The sequence below is a fragment of the Planobispora longispora genome (assembly GCF_016863135.1).
Lineage (GTDB): Bacteria > Actinomycetota > Actinomycetes > Streptosporangiales > Streptosporangiaceae > Planobispora > Planobispora longispora.
The window spans coordinates 76,028-94,490 of record NZ_BOOH01000010.1; the positions used below are offsets into that span (position 1 = coordinate 76,028).

General features: G+C 72.7%; 16 protein-coding genes. 8 read left to right on the top strand and 8 right to left on the bottom strand.

Going from position 1 to position 18,463, the window contains the following annotated elements; genetic code table 11:
* Positions 1-98: 98 nt before the first annotated feature.
* The 4 genes from Plo01_RS05170 to Plo01_RS05185 all read left to right on the top strand — a co-directional run bounded on the left by Plo01_RS05170 (position 99) and on the right by Plo01_RS05185 (position 3,278).
* A complete protein-coding gene (locus Plo01_RS05170; protein WP_203889331.1) occupies positions 99-656 on the top strand; it encodes an ArsR/SmtB family transcription factor in 558 nt (185 codons plus the stop codon).
* Positions 649-1,557, top strand: coding sequence for an SRPBCC family protein (locus Plo01_RS05175; RefSeq protein ID WP_203889332.1), 909 nt, complete (start codon positions 649-651; stop codon positions 1,555-1,557). Before Plo01_RS05170 ends, Plo01_RS05175 begins: the two co-directional genes overlap by 8 nt.
* A 144-nt stretch (positions 1,558-1,701) precedes the next feature.
* Complete coding sequence (locus Plo01_RS05180) at positions 1,702-2,859, top strand: GDSL-type esterase/lipase family protein (protein WP_203889333.1); 1,158 nt, start codon at positions 1,702-1,704, stop codon at positions 2,857-2,859.
* 110 nt (positions 2,860-2,969) lie between these two features.
* A complete protein-coding gene (locus Plo01_RS05185) occupies positions 2,970-3,278 on the top strand; it encodes a hypothetical protein (protein ID WP_203889334.1) in 309 nt (102 codons plus the stop codon).
* Positions 3,279-3,318: 40 nt separating this feature from the next.
* On the opposite strand, the gene Plo01_RS05190 is transcribed toward Plo01_RS05185, so the two are convergent.
* On the bottom strand, positions 3,319-3,963 hold the full coding sequence (locus Plo01_RS05190; RefSeq protein ID WP_203889335.1) for a LysE family translocator: 645 nt from the start codon (positions 3,961-3,963) through the stop codon (positions 3,319-3,321).
* A 390-nt stretch (positions 3,964-4,353) separates the two neighbouring features.
* On the opposite strand from Plo01_RS05190, the gene Plo01_RS05195 reads away from it, so the two are divergent.
* The gene (locus tag Plo01_RS05195; protein WP_203889336.1) at positions 4,354-6,090 is read left to right on the top strand and encodes a macro domain-containing protein; all 1,737 of its coding nucleotides are present in this window, start codon (positions 4,354-4,356) and stop codon (positions 6,088-6,090) included.
* Between the two features lie 114 nt (positions 6,091-6,204).
* Here Plo01_RS05195 and Plo01_RS40010 read toward each other — a convergent pair whose 3' ends face one another.
* On the bottom strand, positions 6,205-7,251 hold the full coding sequence (locus Plo01_RS40010) for a LysR family transcriptional regulator (protein WP_239315899.1): 1,047 nt from the start codon (positions 7,249-7,251) through the stop codon (positions 6,205-6,207).
* 84 nt (positions 7,252-7,335) lie between these two features.
* Here Plo01_RS40010 and Plo01_RS05210 point away from each other — a divergent pair, with 84 nt between their 5' ends.
* The gene (locus Plo01_RS05210; RefSeq protein ID WP_203889337.1) at positions 7,336-7,851 is read left to right on the top strand and encodes a cysteine dioxygenase family protein; all 516 of its coding nucleotides are present in this window, start codon (positions 7,336-7,338) and stop codon (positions 7,849-7,851) included.
* A gap of 105 nt (positions 7,852-7,956) precedes the next feature.
* Here the strand turns inward: Plo01_RS05210 and Plo01_RS05215 are convergent, their stop codons facing one another.
* From Plo01_RS05215 to Plo01_RS05230, 4 genes are all read right to left on the bottom strand, one after another.
* The gene (locus Plo01_RS05215) at positions 7,957-8,538 is read right to left on the bottom strand and encodes a TetR/AcrR family transcriptional regulator (protein WP_203889338.1); all 582 of its coding nucleotides are present in this window, start codon (positions 8,536-8,538) and stop codon (positions 7,957-7,959) included.
* A gap of 14 nt (positions 8,539-8,552) precedes the next feature.
* The gene (locus Plo01_RS05220) at positions 8,553-11,000 is read right to left on the bottom strand and encodes a YhgE/Pip domain-containing protein (protein WP_203889339.1); all 2,448 of its coding nucleotides are present in this window, start codon (positions 10,998-11,000) and stop codon (positions 8,553-8,555) included.
* Positions 10,997-11,842 carry an ABC transporter ATP-binding protein gene (locus tag Plo01_RS05225; protein ID WP_203889340.1) on the bottom strand — a complete coding sequence of 282 codons (846 nt, stop codon included), beginning with the start codon at positions 11,840-11,842 and terminating at the stop codon, positions 10,997-10,999. Before Plo01_RS05225 ends, Plo01_RS05220 begins: the two co-directional genes overlap by 4 nt.
* A gap of 98 nt (positions 11,843-11,940) precedes the next feature.
* The gene (locus tag Plo01_RS05230; protein WP_203889341.1) at positions 11,941-13,290 is read right to left on the bottom strand and encodes a M20/M25/M40 family metallo-hydrolase; all 1,350 of its coding nucleotides are present in this window, start codon (positions 13,288-13,290) and stop codon (positions 11,941-11,943) included.
* 278 nt (positions 13,291-13,568) lie between these two features.
* On the opposite strand from Plo01_RS05230, the gene Plo01_RS05235 reads away from it, so the two are divergent.
* Positions 13,569-14,963 carry an aspartate aminotransferase family protein gene (locus Plo01_RS05235; RefSeq protein ID WP_203889342.1) on the top strand — a complete coding sequence of 465 codons (1,395 nt, stop codon included), beginning with the start codon at positions 13,569-13,571 and terminating at the stop codon, positions 14,961-14,963.
* A 46-nt stretch (positions 14,964-15,009) separates the two neighbouring features.
* Complete coding sequence (ald, locus tag Plo01_RS05240) at positions 15,010-16,125, top strand: alanine dehydrogenase (RefSeq protein WP_203889343.1); 1,116 nt, start codon at positions 15,010-15,012, stop codon at positions 16,123-16,125.
* A gap of 148 nt (positions 16,126-16,273) precedes the next feature.
* On the opposite strand, the gene Plo01_RS05245 is transcribed toward ald, so the two are convergent.
* Positions 16,274-17,716: a tetratricopeptide repeat protein gene (locus Plo01_RS05245; RefSeq protein ID WP_203889344.1), complete on the bottom strand. Its 1,443-nt coding sequence runs from the start codon at positions 17,714-17,716 to the stop codon at positions 16,274-16,276.
* An 84-nt stretch (positions 17,717-17,800) separates the two neighbouring features.
* Positions 17,801-18,463: sulfite exporter TauE/SafE family protein (locus Plo01_RS05250; RefSeq protein WP_203889345.1), on the bottom strand; the 663-nt coding region annotated here is incomplete at its 5' end.

Consider the following 18,463-nt stretch of genomic DNA (forward strand, 5'->3'; position numbering starts at 1 on the left):
CGGCGCGGATCCTCAAGGGCTCGTCGAGGGGTGCCGATCCAGGGCTGTGCGGCAGCCCATTGACAAAAATGCTTTTTATGTAAAAGACTGTTTTTGCGATGAGAGACGTCCTGTATCTGGAAGAGATCGAGCAGGCCGAGGCCCTGCTCAAGCCGCAGCGCATCGAAGTGCTGCGGCATCTCGCCGAGCCCCGCACCTGCACCGAGGTCGCCGCGCTGCTCGGCCAGACCCCGCAGCGGGTCTACTACCACGTCAAACGCCTGGTCGAGGCGGGGCTGGCCGAGCAGGTGGCCGAGCGCAGGGTGCGCGGCATCAACGAGGGCGTCTACCAGGCCGGCGCCCGCGCCTACTGGCTCTCGCCCCACCTGGTCGGCCGGATCGGCCGGCGCCGGGCGCAGGACGAGCTGAGCCTGGGCTACCTGCTGGACCTCGTGGAGGAGGTGCAGGCCGACATCGCCGCGCTCGACCGGGATGCGCCGGAACTGCCGTCGATCGGGGTCTCCGGCCGCATCCGCGTGCCGCAGGAGCAGCGCCAGCAGTTCCTCGACGAGCTGCGGACCACGTTGCAGGACCTGTTCACCCGCTACGGCGGCGCCGAAGGAGACGCGTTCAAGCTCGCCGTGGCCTGCTATCCCGAAGGAGAGTCCGATGAGTGAGCCGATGATGATCCGTGTCCGCGCGGGCGCGCCGGTCAAGGACGTGCACCACGCCCTGACCGACCCCGCGGCGATGCGCGTCTGGCTGGACGAGCACGCCGAGGTCGACCTGCCGCACCGCTACGCCTTCTGGGGCCGCCACACCCCCGCCGGCGACGCGCCCCGCCAGCGCCTGCTCCACGCCGACGAGCGCACGCTGCGCTTCGTGTGGACGCTCGACGACACCGACACCACCGTGGAGATCCGGCTCCGGGAGCTGGAGCCGGACGCGACCGAGCTGACGCTGACGCAGACCGGCGTCCCCTCGTGGGAGGAGATGGTGAACGACACCGGCGGCCTCCTGGGTCTCCTGCACACCTACTGGGCGCTGGCGGTCGTCAACCTCGTCGATCACGTCGAGGGCCGGGAGACCACGCCGAAGTGCGACCTCACCTCCCCGGTGATGCGGGAGCAGGTGTTCATCGCCGCGCCGCCGCAGGCGGTGTACGACTCGATCGTCGATCCCGGGACGTTCGCCCGGTGGTTCGGGGCGAAGATCGAGATCGAGCCGCACGTCGGCGGGCGCTGGGCCATGGGCGGCTTCGACATGGAGTCGTCGCCCGCGAAGATCACCGACCTGGAGCCCGGGCGCCGGATGTCCCTGCTGGGGGAGGAGGGGCTGGTCACCTCCTGGGAACTGGAGGAGTCCGGCGGCGGGACCCGGCTCACCTTCGTGCAGAGCGGTTTCGACGAGGGCCGCCCGCCGTACGACGCGTGGATGGGCTGGCTCAGCGGCATCGCCGAGCTGCGCCGGTTCCACGAGCTGGAGGACTGGCGCTCGATGTGGCTCGAGGTGCACCTGGAAGGGGTGCCCGAGGGGCTCATCACGGTCGGGGAGGACGCGCAGGCCGGGGAGAGGTGACGTCTCGCCCGGCCCGTGCGGGGAGTCGTGCCTCACCATGCGAGACACGACTCCCCGAATCATTTTCTAATGTGCGACCATTTCGGCACGATCATGGTTGCCGGCGCCTGACCCCAGGCGCTCGCCCGGGACGGGAGTCGACGGATGGCCGGAGAGCACACTCTTGACGCGGAAGGGCTGGCGGATCTCCTCGCCGGAGCCGTCGACGTCGAACCGACGCCCTCCGGCGTCATCCCTCTGCGGCTGTCCCGGCGGAGCCGGGCGCAGGAGCCCACCAACGGCGCCATGGGGGTCGCGTCCGCCGCGGCCGGGGTGCACCTGCGCGCGCTGACCGGCGCCTCCCGGATCACGCTGGAGGTCAAGATCACCCGAGCCCTCCCGGAAGGGCTCGACTCCCGGGAGCAGCCGGCGAGCTTCGTCGCCGTCGCCGACGGGGAGGCCGTCCGGCGCGTCGACCTGGACGAGGGAGACGTCTTCCGGATGCGGGAGGACGGGATCCGGCTCGAGGCGGGGGACGCGTCGGCCGTACGGTTCGACCTCGGGCGGCCGCGGGACGGGCGGGCGCGCCCGGTCGAGATCTGGCTGCCGCACACCGCCCAGGTCGAGCTCCGCGGCGCGACCTCCGACGCCCCGCTCTCCCCGGCGCCGTCGTCGGCCGTCCACTGGCTCCACTACGGCAGCTCGATCAGCCACTGCCTGGAGGCGGACGGCCCGCTCGGCCCGTGGCCCCAGGCCGCCGCCCGGAACCTGGGCGTGCGGCTGACCAACATGGGGCTGGCCGGGAACGCGATGCTCGACCCCTTCGCCGCGCGGACCATCAGGGATGTCGAGGCCGACGTCATCTCCCTCAAGGTCGGCATCAACATCGTCAACGGCGACAGCATGCGCGCCCGCACCTTCGTGCCCGCCCTCCACGGATTCCTCGACACGATCAGGGAGGGACGGCCGTCCACCCCGATCGTGCTCATCTCGGCCGTCACCTGCCCCATCCACGAGGACACCCCCGGGCCGACGGTCCACGACGGGATGCGGTTCCGCGCGGCGCGGCGGAGCCTCGACCTCGACACCGGCGCGCTCACCCTCGCCATGACCCGCCGCCTGCTGGAGCAGGTCGCCACCGAGCGCGCGGAGACGGACCCCCGCCTGCACTTCGTCGACGGCCTGGAACTGCTCGGACCGGCGGACGCCGGACGGCTCTACGACGACCTCCACCCGGACCAGAAGGGGTACGACCTGATGGCCGAGCGCTTCACCGCCATCGTCCGCGAGCGGACGGACCTGACCGCGGCCTTCCGCCTCTGACCCCCGCGTGGTTCCCGGCCCCGCCGAATGGGAGCGGCGCGGCGGGGCAGGAACCCGGTGACGGCGCGTTCCCGGCGGGGAGGCGCGGGTGGCGCGAGGGGAGGCGCGAGATGCCGGTACGGGGCGAGCCCTCGGTCGCGGCTTCGGGGGAGTGGATCGACGACGACGGCGTGCGCATGCCCGCGGGCGAGGTGCACGCCTGGCGGCCGGGGACGAACCAGACCCTGTGCGGCCTGGCGCTGAGCCGGTCGCACCTGCGCCGGTTCCACCACGTGCCGTGGACGGACACGTTCCCGGAGTCGGGCGGGGCGGCCGACGAGGTGCGGAGAGTCTGCCCCAGATGTCAGGCGGCGGCCGGGCGGGGCCGCTCCGGCCGCGGCTGGAGCAAGGGCTGGACGAGGACGTCTCCGCGCCCTTGACCCCCGGCGGTGCGGCGGCCGTCCCGGGCCCGGGGCGCGTTCAGGCCCTGGCCGCGGCGTTGTCGCCGGTGAGCGCGGCGGTGGCGCCCAGGCCCAGGTAGATGACGCCGCTGGTGACGTCCAGTCGGCGGCGGGCGCGGGCGGAGCGGCGCAGCCGGCCGGCCATGGCGGAGGAGAGCAGGGCGAAGGCGCCGTCGCTGGCCAGGCCGAGGACGATCCAGATCATGCCGAGCAGCACGATCTGCGGGGCGATCGGCCCCGCGTCCGGGTCGGCGAACTGGGGGAGGAAGGCGAGGAAGAAGATCGCCGTCTTCGGGTTGAGCACGTTCACCACGAAGCCCTCCCAGAACATCCGGGTACGGCTCGCCACCGGCGGCTCGGCCGCCCCGGTCCCGTTGCGGCCGTTCATCAGCTTGCGGATGCCCAGCCAGATCAGGTAGGCCGCGCCGAGGTACTTCACGACCGTGAAGGCGGTCGCCGAGGCGGCGAGCAGCGCGCTGATGCCGAGCGCGGCGGCGGCCACGTGGACCAGGGAGCCGAGGTGGATGCCGAGGACGGAGACGAGGCCGGCGCTCCTGCCCTGGGCGACGCTGCGGGTCACGATGTAGACGACCGCGGGACCCGGCACGATCAGCAGGGCGAGGGTCGCGGCGGCGAAGAGGGCGAGGGTGGAGAGGTCCGGCATGCCGCGATCGTAAGCACGCCCGTCCCTCGATCGCCTCAGGTTTTCGGCCGCCGTGCCGCCGTGCCGCCGTGCCGCCGTGCCGCCGTGCCGCCGTGCCGCCGTGCCGCCGTGCCGCCGTGCCGTCGGCGGACGGACGCCGTCCCCGGCCGGAAATGAATTTGATCATCTATGGCCCCCAGAATGCGGACGGCGCCTCACAGAAGTGTTTCCGTATCATGCGCACCACCTTTTCGGTGCGCTCCGGAAATCGATTCCGACCGGGACGGACCCGGAAGAGAGGCGGGTTTCGCTTCCGCGGGATCACGCCCTCCGAGAAGTCCGAAATATTGACACGCATTGGAATCGCCCATATATCCTGTCCGGTATTTCTCGACCGAGACGAGGGCTCCGATGAGGGTGACCACGCAGGGAATCGACGTCAACGTCCTCAGTCAGGCGGAGGTCGTGCACGCCCTGGCGGAGGCCCCGGGCAACCACGTGGCCTTCGTCGGGGCCGGCGTCTCCAAGGAGGCGGGGGTGCCGCTGGCCGGGGAGATATCCCAGGACATCCGGGAAAAATTCCTGAGCACGTCGCCCGTGCCGGATCCCGACGCCTGGGCCCGTCAGTACCTCAAGTGGGACGACCTCAGGGTGCGCTACCGGACGTGCGTCGAGCGGTACGGGTCGGCCGAGGACAGGGTCACCTACTTCCGGCAGCTGCTGTCGGGGAAGCGCCCCGCCTTCGCCCACCACGCGCTCGCGATGCTCATGGCGGACGGCGTGCTGTACGGCACCGCCCTGACGACCAATTTCGACAAGCTGCTGGAACACGCTTTCACCGAGCAGGGTTTCAAAGAGTGCCAGGCCATACGCGCGGCCGAGGAAATCGAGTTCTGGAACCAGGAGCAGGACCGTAACTACGTCTTCAAACTCCACGGGGACTACGACACCCACAACATCCTGAACACCCGGATGGAGACCTACTCCATCAACGAGTATTTCGTGGAGCCTTCCAGGTCGTTGTTCAGAGGGCGGGGACTTCTGATCATCGGCTCGGCGGGGAACGAGGACAGCGTCGTCGACTTCATCAAGAGGATCGTCGTCTCGGACGACCGGCGCGTTCTCTCGCGCGGCGTGCGGTGGGGGGTCTACGTCGGCGAGCACATGCCGCCGGGCATCTCGGACGAGGCCTCGGCGGAGCTCGTACGGGACGCCGTTCAGGACGGTGCGGTGAACCGCCAGATGGTGGAGCTGCTCGCCGACGCGAACGACCGGTTCAGGGACCGCCGCCCCTGCTCGGTGTTCCCGGTGTGGGGGACCGGCAACTTCTTCCTCAGGCTGATCGACGCCCTCGACCGGCCGTGGCTGAAGAGGACGGCGCAGCTCTTCCTCGACCACGAGATGCGGCTGCGCTCGACCTTCTCGGCGCAGGGCCTGTCGGAGGCGGCGATCGAACGGCACCTGAGCAGGCTGAGGCAGGCGCGCCGGATCAACGGCTCCGTCAGCGGCGTGGAGCAGCCGCCGAAGGTGGCGGTCACGGCCGTGTCACCGGCGGACGGGGTGGAGGTGCGCCTGGTGTACGGCGACATCAGCAGCTCGGCGATGATGACGGCCCCCGAGTTCTCCGGCCGGATCCGGGCGGTCGTCAGCCCGGAGGACACCTCCGTCAGCGCGGGGGGCGGTGTGGCCTACACGTTGCTGTCGCGGGCCGGTCCCCGGTTCGTCCTCAACGAGCTCGCGAAGTTCGCCCCCGTCGGCCACGGCACCTCCGTGGCGACGTCCGCCGGCGACCTGCCGGTGCACTACATCTTCCACGCGGCGGCCTTGAAGATCGAAGAGCCCCGCGGAGACTACCTGGTCGACCACGACAGCATCCGGGCGACCGTGAACGACGTGCTGGCCAAGGCGGACGCCCTCGGAGTGGCGGTCATCTGGGTGCCGCTGCTCGGCGCGGGCGTCGGCCCGGTCCCGCCGGAGCACTCCTTCGAGGCGATCATGGATGCGATCTTCGGCGCCTCGCCCGCGCGCCGGCCGAGGGTCATCATGGTCGTGGTCTACGAGGAGGACATCCTGAACCGTTACGACGCGGCGAAGGTTCTCCGCTCCCGGCTGCCCCACGACGCCGTGAAGGTCACCGCGGGGAGCTGACGGTCCCCTGCCGCCGACCGGGATGTTCCCCGGCGGGCCGGAGCCGGTTCGCGCTCCCCCGCGGCGGGAGCCGGGGCCCGGATCAGCCGGGTCCCGGATCGGAGGTCCTCCGGATCATGCGGGCGCCGGGAAGGGAGCCGCCCGGGTCGTCGTCCGCAGGGCGGCCAGCAGGGCGGTGGTGGCGGGCGGGTCGGGAGGCTCGCCGTAGACGGCGGCGTAGATGTGACGGGTCGAGCCGGGGATCTCGATGACGCCGACGCCGGGGTGGCGATGCGCCTGCAGCGCCAGGCCGGGCAGGGCGGTCACCCCCATTCCCGCGGCGACCAGGGCCTGGACCGCCACGATGTCGTCGCTGGTGAAAGAGATCTTCGGTTCGAAGCCCTGCCGCGCGCACAGGTCGAGCAGGTGGCTCCGGCACCGGTCGCAGCCCGCGATCCAGCGGGCGCCGCGGTGGGCGAGAAGGGGGCCGTTCGGATCATCCGGCTCCGCCCTTCCGGATTCCGCCCGGTCCGGTCCCGCCCTTCCGGATTCCGCCCGGTCCGGTTCCGCGCCGGCCGGTGGTGCCGAGCCGTCCGCCCCCGTGCCACGGGGTTCCGCGGTGACCGGGGAGGCGGCGGGACTCCCCGCGGGCCCCTCGGGGACGACCAGATAGCTGGGGTCGTCCAGCAGGTGGACCAGGCGGATCCCGTTGTCCTCCGGGGCGGTGTCGTCGTAGCGGAAGATGACCGCCACGTCCACGTAGCCCGCGCGGAGCATGCGCAGGGCCTCGGGCGGCTCGGTCTCGGTGAGACCCAGCTCCAGCGCGGGATGCTCGCGGGTGAGCAACGCGGCGGCCTCCGGCGCGAACGTGCCCAGCGCCGAGGGGAAGGCGGCCAGCCGTACCCGCCCGGCGCGCAGGCCCACGTGCGCGGAGAGCTCGGCGGTGGCGGAGTCGACGCGGCCGACGATCTCGATGGCCCGGTCGGCCAGCAGCCGTCCCGCCTCGGTCAGCCGGATGCCCCGGCCCGCGCGCTGGACGAGCTTGGCCCCGGTCTCGGCCTCCAGCTTGGCCAGGTGATGGCTGACCGAGGGCTGGGAGTAGTGCAGCTCCCTGGCCGCCTTGGTGACCGAGCCCTGCCTGGCGACGGCGGCGAGCACGCGGAGCCGCACGATATCCAGCATGTATCAACCATATCTATGAATCACCCGAAAGATAGGCATTAGACGTTATGTATCGGCCCGGCGCACGCTTGAAGCATGGGAATCATGACGCTTGCCCGTCCCGGCCTGGCGGAACTCGTCGAGGCGGTGCGGGAGGTCGCCGGTCGCCCCGCCGAGCCCCGCGTCACGGCCTTCGCCGTCGCGGACGTGTTGCGCGAACGGCTGCCCACGCCGGAGATCCTCACGGAGGAGGAACGGGTCGGCGACCCGGAGAGCTACGTCAGGCACACCCTCCACACCGAGCCGGATTTCTCGATCATCGCGGTCGTCTGGCGGCCGGGCCAGCAGACCCGGCCCCACGACCACATCGCCTGGTGCGTGTTCGGCGTCCTGCAGGGGATCGAGTACGAGACCCTCTACCGGGACGAGGGCGACCACCTGACCGAGATCGGCCGGGTCGCCAACCGCACCGGCGACGTCAGCGGCTTCGCCCCACCCGGGGACATCCACAAGGTGCACAACACCGGCGACATCACCGCGATCTCACTGCACATCTACGGCGCCGACCTGAGCGCGGAGCCGAGCAGCGTCCGCCGCACCTACCACCTGCCCGTGCGCTGAGCCCGTCCGTGCGTCGAGCCCGTCCGTGCGTCGAGCCCGTCCGTGCGTCGAGCCCGTCCGTGCGTCGAGCCCGCGCGCCGGGCGCCGCCGTACGGCGGGGCGGGGTCATCCGGCGACGCGGCCGCGCAGGAGGTCGACCAGGGTGGCGTGGACCCGTTCGAGCGGGCGGTCGGGGTGCAGGGCCCGGCGCTCGATCGCCACGGTCAGCACCATGCCGAACACGGCGGTCGCCGCGGTCTCCACGTCCATATCTGCGCGGACCGCGCCCTCGGCGACCGCCCGGCGCAACACGTCCGCGTAGACGCCGATCGCGTCCGCGCGGAGCCGGGCCACCGCGTCCTGCCAGGCGGTGCGCCACATCTCGGCCAGCAGCACCCGGGCGAACGCGCCGTACTCCTCGAAGAAGCGCAGCTGCGCCAGGACCACCGCGTCGAGGGCGTCCAGGGCGGTCTCCCCGGCCGCCGCCCCGGACAGGGCGGCGGACAACAACCCCACCCCGTGGTCGAGCAGGCCGCTGAAGAGGGCCTCCTTGGTGCCGAAGTTGTAGAACACGGTGCCCTTGGCCACCCCGGCCCGCTCGGCGATCGCGTCCACCGTCGTCGCGGTGTACCCCTGCTCCGCGATCAGCTCCACGGCGGCCGTGAACAGCCGGAGCCTCGTCTCGGCCCGCCGGCCGCTCACCTTCATGAGCCCAACGGTAGTCACATCGCGAGTTCGGGATGGAGGCGGCGCATCGACCAGGTCCGCCCCTTGTGCACGGCGTAGCAGCTCAGCGCCAGCCCCAGCGCGGTGAACAGGACCAGCACCCCGCCGGCCTGCCAGGCCACGGCCGGGTCGCCGCCGCTGATCAGCCGCCGCAGCGCGCTGACCACCCAGCTCATCGGGAGCCACGGCGAGATCGTCTGGAAGAAGCCGGGCGAGGTCTCGATCGGGTAGGTCCCGGCGGCCGAGGTGAGCTGGAGCATCAGCAGCGCCAGCACGGCGACCCGGCCGGGCGCGCCGAGCAGGGCGTTGACCGCCTGCACGATCGCCAGGAACGCCGCCGTGGCCAGCAGCAGGAGCCCGATCACCGCGGCCCAGTGAGCGGCCTGGAGCCCGAGTGAGAACCGCAGCACCGCCAGCAGCACGCCGACCTGCGCCGCCCCCAGGGCCAGGCCGGGCAGCCACCCGGCTGCGGCGATCCGCCAGGCGGGGGCCGTACCGGCCAGGAGACGGGGGTTGAGCGGGCGCAGGACCATGTAGATCACCATCGCGCCGACCCAGAGCGCCAGCGGGACGAAGAACGGCGCGAACCCGGTGCCGTAGTTGGGCACCTCGTTGACGACCCGGCTGGCCAGCGTGACCGGCTCGCTCATCATGTCGGTACGGCCGGCCCGCTCGTCCGCGCCGTAGTCCGGGATCCGCTCCGCCCCCTCACCGAGCTTCTCGCTCAGTTCGCGGGAGCCGTCGGCCAGCTCGCCGAGCCCTTCCCCGAGCCGGTCGAGACCGGCGTCGAGTTTCCCGGCCCCTTCGTGCAGCCTGCCGACCCCGTTCTCGACCCGGGCGGCGCCGTCGCCGAGCCTGCCGATCCCGCCGCCGAGCTCGGTGAGCCCGCCGGACAGCCGGGTGGCGCCGTCGCCGAGCCTGGTGAGGCCGGTGTCGAGCTCGGTGAGCCCGCCGGAGAGGCGGGTGGCGCCGTCACCGAGTTCGGCGAGGCCCGAGGTGAGCCGGGTGTTCGCGGCGGTGGCCTCGCCGAGTCCCGCGTGGACCTCGGCGGATCCCTCGGCCAGCGCGCCGAGCCCCTCGTCGAGCTGGTTGACCTTGTCGCGGGCCCGGTCGAGCATGCGCCCGGCGTCCGGCGCGAGTTCCGCCATGCGGCCGGCGACCTCCGAGATCCGCCGCGCGTCCTGCCGCAGCCGGGTCAGGGCGGAGCCGTCGTCGCCCGCGGAGGCGCCCTCCGTTCCGCTCTCGACCTGCCGGGTGGACTGGACGAGCCGTTCGGCGGCGGCGCGCAGCGCCGGGTCGGCGTCGGGATCGTCCGCCAGCATCGCGAGCAGCCGCTCCGCCTGCTGCCGGGCCCGCCCGGCCTCCTGGCCGAGCCGGGACGTCAGGCCCGCGCCCTCCGCCACCAGGTCGGCGCCTTTCTCGACGGCCTGCGCGAGCGTCCGCAGCCGCGCGCCGTTCTCCTCCAGAACCGGGACGAACTCGTCGGCCACCCGGTTGATCTCCGCCACCTGGGTGTGGACCTGCTGGTAGGCCCGGGCGTTGCCCTCGGCGACCCGGCGGGCCCCGGTCTCGAGCGCGGCCAGCCCCCGGCCCAGCTTCCGGGAGCCGCTCTCGGCGTCGCCCAAGCCCTCGTCCAGGGTCTTCGCGCCGGAGGACAGCTTCGCGGCGGCCGCGTCGGCGTCGCCCAGGCCCTCGTCCAGGGTCTTCGCGCCGGACGACAGCTTCCCGGTGGCGGTGGTGGCGTCGCCCAGGCCCACGGTGAGCCGGCGGGTGCCGTCCCTGGCCTGGCCGAGACCGGTGGACAGGCCGTCGGCGCCCTCGCCCAGCCTGGCGGTGCTGTCGTGCGCCGTGCGGTTGCCGTCGGAGAGCTCCCGCGCCCCCTCGGCCGCCGTGGCGGTGGCGTCGTGCAGCTCTCCGAAGGAGACGAAGACGCCGTCCCAGTAGTCCTTGATCGCGGTACGGCCCGCGGCCTCCTTCACCTCGGCGAACACCGCGTCGGCGATGGTGCCCATGATGTAGCTGCGGCCGGTGTCCACCGTGACCCCCAGCTCGGCGGGGGTGGGCGTGCCGTCGCCGGAGGGCGAGGCGAGCCGGGCGCTGAAGTCGGCGGGGATCGTCAGGGAGAGGTAGAAGCTCCCGTCGCCGACGCCGTCGGCGGCCTGGCGCGCGCCGACCCTGCGCCAGGCGAAGACCTCGCGCTCCTCCAGCTCGCGGGCCAGGTCGCGGCCCGCGTCGATCGTCCTGTCTCCGGCCCGGGCCGGGCGGTCCTCCACGACGAGCGCCACCGGGATGTTCTCCAGGTTCGCCTGCGGGTCCCAGAACGACCACAGGTACAGCCCCGCGTAGAGCAGCGGCAACATCACCACGCCCGCCAGCGCCGCCCGGGTTAGCCGCGACCGGGTGAACCGCCGCAGTTCCAGCCGCCCTGTCCGCACCGGTCTCATCGTCCCCGCTCCTCGCTCTCCCCGGCCTCTTCCGGCCCCCCGTCCCGTACGGCCTCCGCCTCGCCGCCCGGCGCGGCCTCCGCTTCCCCGGCTTCTCCCGGCTCCCCGGCCGGGGCGGTCCCCGCCTCTCCGGCTTCTCCCGGCTCCCCGGCCGGGGCGGTCTCCGCCTCGCCGCTCCCACGATCCGGTGAGACCCCCGCCCGCACCGGATCGTCGTCACCCGCGAGGCGCACCGTCCGGAGCAGCGGGCTCTCGGTGCAGGAGGCGATCACCGTCGTCCCCCGGGCGGCCAGGCCGCCCAGCGTCGCCCAGAGCGCCTCCCGCCGGTCGGCGGCCAGGCCGAGGTCCACGTTGTCGAGGACCAGCAGTCCCGGTTGGTCGAGGAGGGCCAGTGCGATCCCCAGGCGCACCCGCTGCTCGCGGCCGAGGTCGCGGATCAGCGTCCGGTCGTCGGGGGAGAACTCCTCCAGCCCGGCCAGTTCCAGCGCCGCCCGGGCGCGCCGGGTGCTCTCGGCGTTCCGGAACAGCCTCGGCGTCCGCTCGTGCACGTGCTCGCGGACGGTCAGGGCCCGCTCCAGGTCGTTGACCCCGTCGACCAGCCCGAGCGCCGCGGCGCGGCGGATCGCCCGCGGCTTCGCCTGCCCGGCCACGGTGAGCGTCCCGCCGGTGGGCTTCATCCGCCCGGCCAGGGTGAGCAGCAGGCTGGTCCGCCCGCTGCCCGCCTGCCCTGCGACGGCGGTCAGGGTTCCCGGCTCCGCGTCGAGCGCGACATCGCGGTAGACCCATCCGCGCCCGGTCTTCAGGGACAACCCGCAGGCGCGCACCGTGACTCCCTCGGCCACTGATCCCTCCCATTAGAACTGACCAGTCAGTATAAAAACTAGCACAAGGAAAAGCCCCGCCCGGAAGGACGGGGCTCTCGGGGGCGGTCCCCGGCCGGTCAGCCGATGGTCGCGGCGCCGTACTCCTGCAGGAAGAGCGCCTCGCTCACGATCGTGCGGCGGAGCTCGTCGACGACGAGCCGCTCGTTGGGCGCGTGGATCGAGGCGCCCTCGTCCTCGGCGCCGAAGAGCAGGATCTCGGCCGCCGGGAACTGCCGGACGAAGGTGGAGACCAGCGGGATCGAGCCGCCGGCGCCGACGTCGCGCGGGGGCCTGCCGTAGGCCCGCTCCATGGCGCGGTTCAGCGCGGAGCGGGCCGTGCCGCCGGAGTCGGACTGGAAGCCCGAGCCGAGCACGTAGTCGGTGAAGTCCACCTTGGCGCCCCACGGGACGACCTTGGCGAGGAAGTCGACGATGGCCTCGACGGTCGTCTTGGGGTCGCCCGCCGGAGGCACCCGGACCGTGACGCGGGCCCGGGCGACGGACTGGACCGCGTTGATCGCGCCGGAGACGGTCGGCACGTCCAGGCCGGTGACGGTGATGGCGTAGGAGGCCCACAGGCGGTCGGCCAGCGAGCCGGAGCCGACCAGCGAGACGCCGTCCAGCACGCCGGCGGTCTCGCGGAACTCCTCCTCGGACGGCCCGGCGCCCAGGAAGGCGCCGCGCGGCAGGCCGGGCACGCGGATGTCGCCGTTGTCGTCGTGGAGGGCGGTCAGCATCCGGGTCAGGGCGGCGAGGGCGTCCGGGGCGGCGCCGCCGAACGAGCCGCTGTGCACGGACTCCTTCAGGGTCCGGACCTCGATCGTGAACGCGCCCATGCCGCGCAGCGAGGTGGTCACCGACGGGTCGCCCACGCGCGGGTTGCCGGTGTCGGCGACGATGATGGCGTCGGCCCGGACCAGCTCGGGGTTGCGCTCGACGAAGGCCTCCAGGCGCTCCCCGGCGTACTCCTCCTGGCCCTCGATGATGACTTTGATCCCCACCGGGAACCGGCCCTGGAAGACGCGGAGCGCGGCGACGTGGGAGATGACGCCGGACTTGTCGTCGGCGGCGCCGCGGCCGTGGATCGCGCCGTCGATCTCCGTCGGCTCGAAGGCGGGGGTGCGCCACAGGGCCGGGTCGCCCGCGGGCTGGACGTCGTAGTGCGCGTAGAGCAGCACGGTCGGAGCGCCGGGAGGGGCCGGGGCCTCGGCGTAGACGGCGGGGAAGCTTCCCTCGACCGGGATCTGCCGGACGTGCGGCAGCCCGGCGCCGCGCAGCAGCTCCTCGGTGGCCGCCGCGGCCGCGAGCACCGGCTCCTCCGGGTGGCCGGGGAAGGCCACGGAGGGGATGGAGACGAGCCGCTTCAGGTCTTCGACTGCCTGGGGCATGCCCGCGGCGACGGCGCCCTCGATCTCGTCAGGAGTCACGACGTTCCCTCGCATCTCAGTATGTGGTCCACCTATTGGAGCACAGGCGGCAGGGCCCCGCGCCCGTGTCCAGCGCCTTACCTCATGATCGAGGACCTTGGAGCCGGTGTACGGCGGAGCCCTGATCGCCGGCTGGCTGACGTCGCGGATTTCGTCGTAGTTACATGAGCGTTTTGCGGATTCCAAGGTTCTTACATCATGAATCAACGCTTTCACTTGGCAAAAGGGCGATCGGCATGCACACTGTGGGAAGCCCAGCTCACTGAGGAAAGATTTTTATGACGTACCCGGAAAACACGGACGTGGCGTCGGTCATGAAGGCCGCGCAGGACAACCTGTGGATGCACTTCACCCGGCACGGTGCCTATCAGGACGCCGAGGTGCCGATGATCGTGCGAGGTGAGGGCGCCTACGTCTACGACGTTCACGGCAAGCGTTACCTCGACGGTCTGGCCGGACTCTTCGTCGTCCAGGCCGGGCACGGCCGCAGCGAGCTGGCCGAGGCCGCCGCCAAGCAGGCCCAGGAGCTGGCGTTCTTCCCCCTGTGGTCGTACGCCCACCCCAAGGCCGCCGAGCTCGCCCAGCGCCTGGCCGAGCAGACCCCCGGCGACCTCAACCGGGTCTTCTTCACCACCGGCGGCGGCGAGGCCGTCGAGACCGCGTGGAAGCTCGCCAAGCAGTACTTCAAGATGATCGGCAAGCCGCTCAAGCACAAGGTCATCAGCCGCCAGATCGCCTACCACGGCACCCCGCAGGGCGCCCTGTCGATCACCGGCATCCCGCTGTTCAAGCAGATGTTCGAGCCGCTGGTGCCGGGCTCGGTCCGGGTGCCGAACACCAACCACTACCGCGCCGACGAGATCACCGGCGTGGCCGGCATGACTCCGGAGCAGTACGGCTACTGGGCCGCCGAGCGCGTCGCCCGCGCCATCGAGATGGAGGGCCCGGACACCGTGGCCGCCGTCTTCGTCGAGCCGGTGCAGAACGCCGGCGGCTGCTTCCCGCCGCCGCCCGGCTACTTCCAGCGCCTGCGCGAGATCTGCGACGAGTACGACGTGCTGCTCGTCTCCGACGAGGTCATCTGCGCCTTCGGCCGCCTCGGCACCATGTTCGGCGGGCAGAAGTTCGATTACGTCCCCGACATCATCACCTGCGCCAAGGGCATGACCAGCGGTTACTCGCCGATCGGCGCCATGATCGCCTCTGAGCGCCTCTTCGAGCCGTTCAAGCAGCCCACCGAGATGTTCGCCCATGGCTACACCTTCGGCGGCCACCCCGTCTCCGCGGCGGTGGCCCTGGCCAACCTCGACCTCTTCGAGCGCGAGGACCTGCTCGGCCACGTGACGCGCAACGAGCCGGTCTTCCGCTCCACCCTCGAGCGCCTCCACGACCTGCCGATCGTCGGCGACGTGCGCGGCTCCGGATTCTTCTGGGGCATCGAGCTGGTCAAGGACAAGGAGACCAAGGAGACCTTCACCGCGGACGAGTCCGAGCGCATGCTCCGCGGCTTCCTGTCCAAGGCCCTCTTCGACGCGGGCCTGTACTGCCGCGCCGACGACCGCGGCGACCCCGTGATCCAGCTCGCCCCCCCGCTCATCTGCGGCCCCAAGGAGTTCGACGAGATCGAGTCGATCCTCCGCTCCGTGCTGACCGAGGCATGGAACCGGCTCTAAAGGCTCCGCCCCCCTTCTCTGTCGCGACTCCCGAAAGGAAACCCCTGTGAAGATCGGTGTGCCCACCGAGGTCAAGAACCACGAGTACCGCGTCGCGGCCACCCCCGCGGGCGTGCACGAGCTGGTCCGCCACGGTCACGAGGTGGTCATCCAGCGCGGCGCCGGGCTCGGTTCGCACCTGCCCGACGAGGACTACCTCGCGGCCGGCGCCAAGATCCTCGACACCGCCGACGACGTGTGGGGCGAGGCGGACATGATCCTCAAGGTCAAGGAGCCCATCGCGGAGGAGTACCACCGCATGCGCCCCGGCCAGGTGCTCTTCACCTACCTGCACCTGGCGGCCGGAAAGGCGTGCGCCGAGGCCCTGCTGGAGCGCCAGGTCACCGGCATCGCCTACGAGACCGTCCAGGTCGGCAACACCCTGCCGCTGCTCGCCCCGATGTCCGAGGTCGCGGGCCGCCTCGCCCCGCAGGTCGGCGCCTACAACCTGATGCGCTTCAACGGCGGCCGCGGCGTGCTGCCGGGCGGCGTGCCCGGCGTGGCCCCGGCCAAGGTCGTCGTCATCGGCGCCGGCGTCTCGGGCCTGAACGCCGCGCAGATCGCGGTCGGCATGGGCGCGGACGTCACCGTCCTCGACCTCAACATCGACCGCCTGCGCCACATCGACGCCATCTACCAGGGCCGTCTGAAGACCCTCGTCTCGACCTCCTACGCGATCGAGAAGGAGGTCCTGGAGGCCGACCTGGTCATCGGCGCGGTGCTGATCCCGGGCGCCAAGGCCCCGACCCTCGTCTCCAACGACCTGGTCTCCCGCATGAAGCCGGGCTCCGTGCTCGTCGACATCGCGATCGACCAGGGCGGCTGCTTCGAGGACTCCCGCCCGACCACGCACGCCGAGCCGACCTACACGGTCCACAACTCGATCTTCTACTGCGTGGCCAACATGCCGGGCTCGGTGGCCAACACCTCCACCTACGCGCTGACCAACGCGACCCTGCCGTACGCGGTCAAGCTCGCGAACCTGGGCTGGAAGGCCGCCCTCCAGCAGGACGCCGGTCTGGCCCCGGGCCTGAACACCCACGCGGGCCTGCTGACCAACGAGCCGGTCGCGGTCGCCCTCGGCCTGCCGTTCACGCCGGTCTCCGAGGTGCTGTCCGCCTGATCCGCGCCTCGTCCCCGCCCGGCCGCGAGCCGGTCGCGGCCGAGTGGTTCTGAAGGCCGAGTGGTTCTGAAGATCGTCTGGTGGGAGGGGCCCGCCCGGGAGACCGGGCGGCGCGCTCCCGTCAGGCGATCTTCGCCGTTCCCGCCGGCTACTGGAGGCCGAGGCGGGTCCGGAGCTCGCGGGCGGTGGCCAGGACGTGCTCGATCTCGGCGGGGGCCGGCCAGGGGGCGTCGCCCGGCCGGAGCAGGGCCGTCCACACCGCGCTCAGGTGCTCGACGGCGCCCCGGTGCAGCCCGCTCCGCGAGGCCAGCCAGTCGACGGCGTCGGCGTGCTCGGGCAGCGACCGGGTGACGAAATCCCAGGTGGCGAGGACCTCGACCAGGTCGGAGGCCTTGAGCGGGGCGCCGCCCCGGTGGGCCACGGCGGAGACCGTCAGCCTGGCCCGGGCGACGAGCTCGGGCTCGGCGATCCGCTCCCAGACGGGGGCCGCCGGCGCCGGCGGTCCCGGCTCGGCCGCGCGGGGCTCGGGGACGCAGGGAGTCTCGCGCGTGGAACCGGTCAGCGAGAGCAACGAGCCCAGCTCGGCCGCCGCCCGCCGGTGCCCGGCCCGCGCCGCCTGGCGGAACCAGTGCTCCCCGCCTCGCAGGTCGCCGAGCTCCGCGATGAGCAGCAGGCCGAAGTTGAACGCCGACTCCGGGTCTCCGCCGGCCGCCGCCCGGCCGAACCAGTGGCTGGCCGCCTGCACGTCTCCCAGCTCCACGCACACGAAGCCGGCCATCCGCTGGTCCTCCACCCGGCCCGCCTGGGCGGCCCGCTCGAACCAGGCGCGGGCGGTGCGCAGGTCGCCCCGGGACAGCGCGATCCCGCCGAGCTGCGAGGCCGCCCCGGCGTGCTCGCTCCCCGCGGCGATCCGGTAGAACGCCTCGGCGCCCTCGGGATCGCGGCCGGCCGCCAGGAGCAGGCCCAGGTGGTAGGCCGCGCCCGTGTGCCCGCTCCGGGCGGCCCGCTCCCACCACAGCAGCGCCTCGTTCTCCTCGCCCGCGCCGTAGGCGAGGAACCCCAGGTCGTGAGCCGAGGCCGCATCGCCGTCCAGGGCGGCCCTGCGGTGCCACTCACCGGCCGCCTGGAGCTCGCCGCGCTCCTCGTGGAGGAGCGCGAGCCGCCGGGCCGCGGTCCGGGACCCCGCCCGCGCCGCCGACTCGAACCACCGGCGGGCGGCCGACAGGTCGCCGCGCTGCTCCAGCAGCAGCATCGCCAGGTTCAGCGCGGCCTCGGCGTCGCCGGCGGCGGCGGCCAGCTCGTACCACCGCACGGCCTCGTCGAGGCTGCCGTGCTTCTCGTGCCAGATGCCGAGGTTGTAGGCGCTGTCGAGATTGCCCGCCGCGGCGGCGCGCTCCCACCAGTGCCGCGCCGCCGAGCGGTCACCGCGCTGCGCGTGATGACGGCCGAGCAGGTGCGCGGCGTGCGCGTCACCCTTCCGCGCCGCCTCCAGCAACTCTGCATGTCCTTCGCCGCCCACCTCGTGGACGGCCCCGCGGGGGGCGGGTACGAGAACCGCGGCCGCCTCCGGATCGCCTGGCCACCACCCCATGTCTCATCCTCCTCGCCACCTGCAAGAGTGTCACGTGATCGTGCGAATGCGGAGGGTAATCGGCTGTTCGGTTGTTGGGAGCGCTCAGGCGAAAGTGATGAAGCCCGTGTACATCCCCATCGAGCAGACGTAGCGCAGCGATCCGGGGCGCTGCGGGCCGAGCCGTACGACCGCGGGGAGCGTCACGTCGCGTCCGTCGACGGTGAGCGTCCGGGCGCAGCCGGGGTTCCCCGCCAGGTGGAAGACGATCTCGACGGGCACGCCGGCGCGGGCGGTCACGATCCCGGGACGGTAGCCGCGCTCCGTCGCCCAGACGTCGATCCGCTGCACGCCGCCCGCCGTGCCCGGCTGCGCCGCCCGTTCCGGCCGTCCCGTGTGATCGGTCCGGGCGGCCTGCGCCGCCGGGGGCGAGGCGGGGCCGGGCAGCCAGCCGCCCAGGCGCAGTCCAGAGGTCGCGGTCCACAGCCCGGCGGCCAGTGCGAGCACCCCCGCCACCGCCGCCAGGCGGGTCGCGGCGACCCGCCGTAGCAGGAGCCCGAGCAGGGCGAACGCGGGCGCCGTCCCCGTCACGAACCCCGCCATGACCGCCGCCCCGCCCAGCGCGGACCCGCTGGAGACGGCGACCGTCTCGGTGCTGAGGGTGACCCCGCAGGGCAGCAGGACCGTCGCCGCTCCCAGCAGCGCCGCCCGCCCTCCGCGCGGGGCGGTCCTCCTGGCGGGAGCGGCCCTCTCGGCGGGAGTGCTCCC

Excerpts from the sequence above, each read along its gene's own strand:
- Plo01_RS05210 (WP_203889337.1), top strand. The coding sequence starts at position 7,336 with ATGACGCTTGCCCGTCCCGGCCTGGCGGAACTCGTCGAGGCGGTGCGG.
- Plo01_RS05175 (WP_203889332.1), top strand. The coding sequence starts at position 649 with ATGAGTGAGCCGATGATGATCCGTGTCCGCGCGGGCGCGCCGGTCAAG.
- Plo01_RS05195 (WP_203889336.1), top strand. The coding sequence starts at position 4,354 with ATGAGGGTGACCACGCAGGGAATCGACGTCAACGTCCTCAGTCAGGCG.
- Plo01_RS05170 (WP_203889331.1), top strand. The coding sequence starts at position 99 with ATGAGAGACGTCCTGTATCTGGAAGAGATCGAGCAGGCCGAGGCCCTG.
- Plo01_RS05180 (WP_203889333.1), top strand. The coding sequence starts at position 1,702 with ATGGCCGGAGAGCACACTCTTGACGCGGAAGGGCTGGCGGATCTCCTC.
- Plo01_RS05185 (WP_203889334.1), top strand. The coding sequence starts at position 2,970 with ATGCCGGTACGGGGCGAGCCCTCGGTCGCGGCTTCGGGGGAGTGGATC.
- Plo01_RS40010 (WP_239315899.1), bottom strand. The coding sequence starts at position 7,251 with ATGCTGGATATCGTGCGGCTCCGCGTGCTCGCCGCCGTCGCCAGGCAG.
- Plo01_RS05215 (WP_203889338.1), bottom strand. The coding sequence starts at position 8,538 with ATGAAGGTGAGCGGCCGGCGGGCCGAGACGAGGCTCCGGCTGTTCACG.
- Plo01_RS05245 (WP_203889344.1), bottom strand. The coding sequence starts at position 17,716 with ATGGGGTGGTGGCCAGGCGATCCGGAGGCGGCCGCGGTTCTCGTACCC.
- Plo01_RS05220 (WP_203889339.1), bottom strand. The coding sequence starts at position 11,000 with ATGAGACCGGTGCGGACAGGGCGGCTGGAACTGCGGCGGTTCACCCGG.
- Plo01_RS05190 (WP_203889335.1), bottom strand. The coding sequence starts at position 3,963 with ATGCCGGACCTCTCCACCCTCGCCCTCTTCGCCGCCGCGACCCTCGCC.
- Plo01_RS05235 (WP_203889342.1), top strand. The coding sequence starts at position 13,569 with ATGACGTACCCGGAAAACACGGACGTGGCGTCGGTCATGAAGGCCGCG.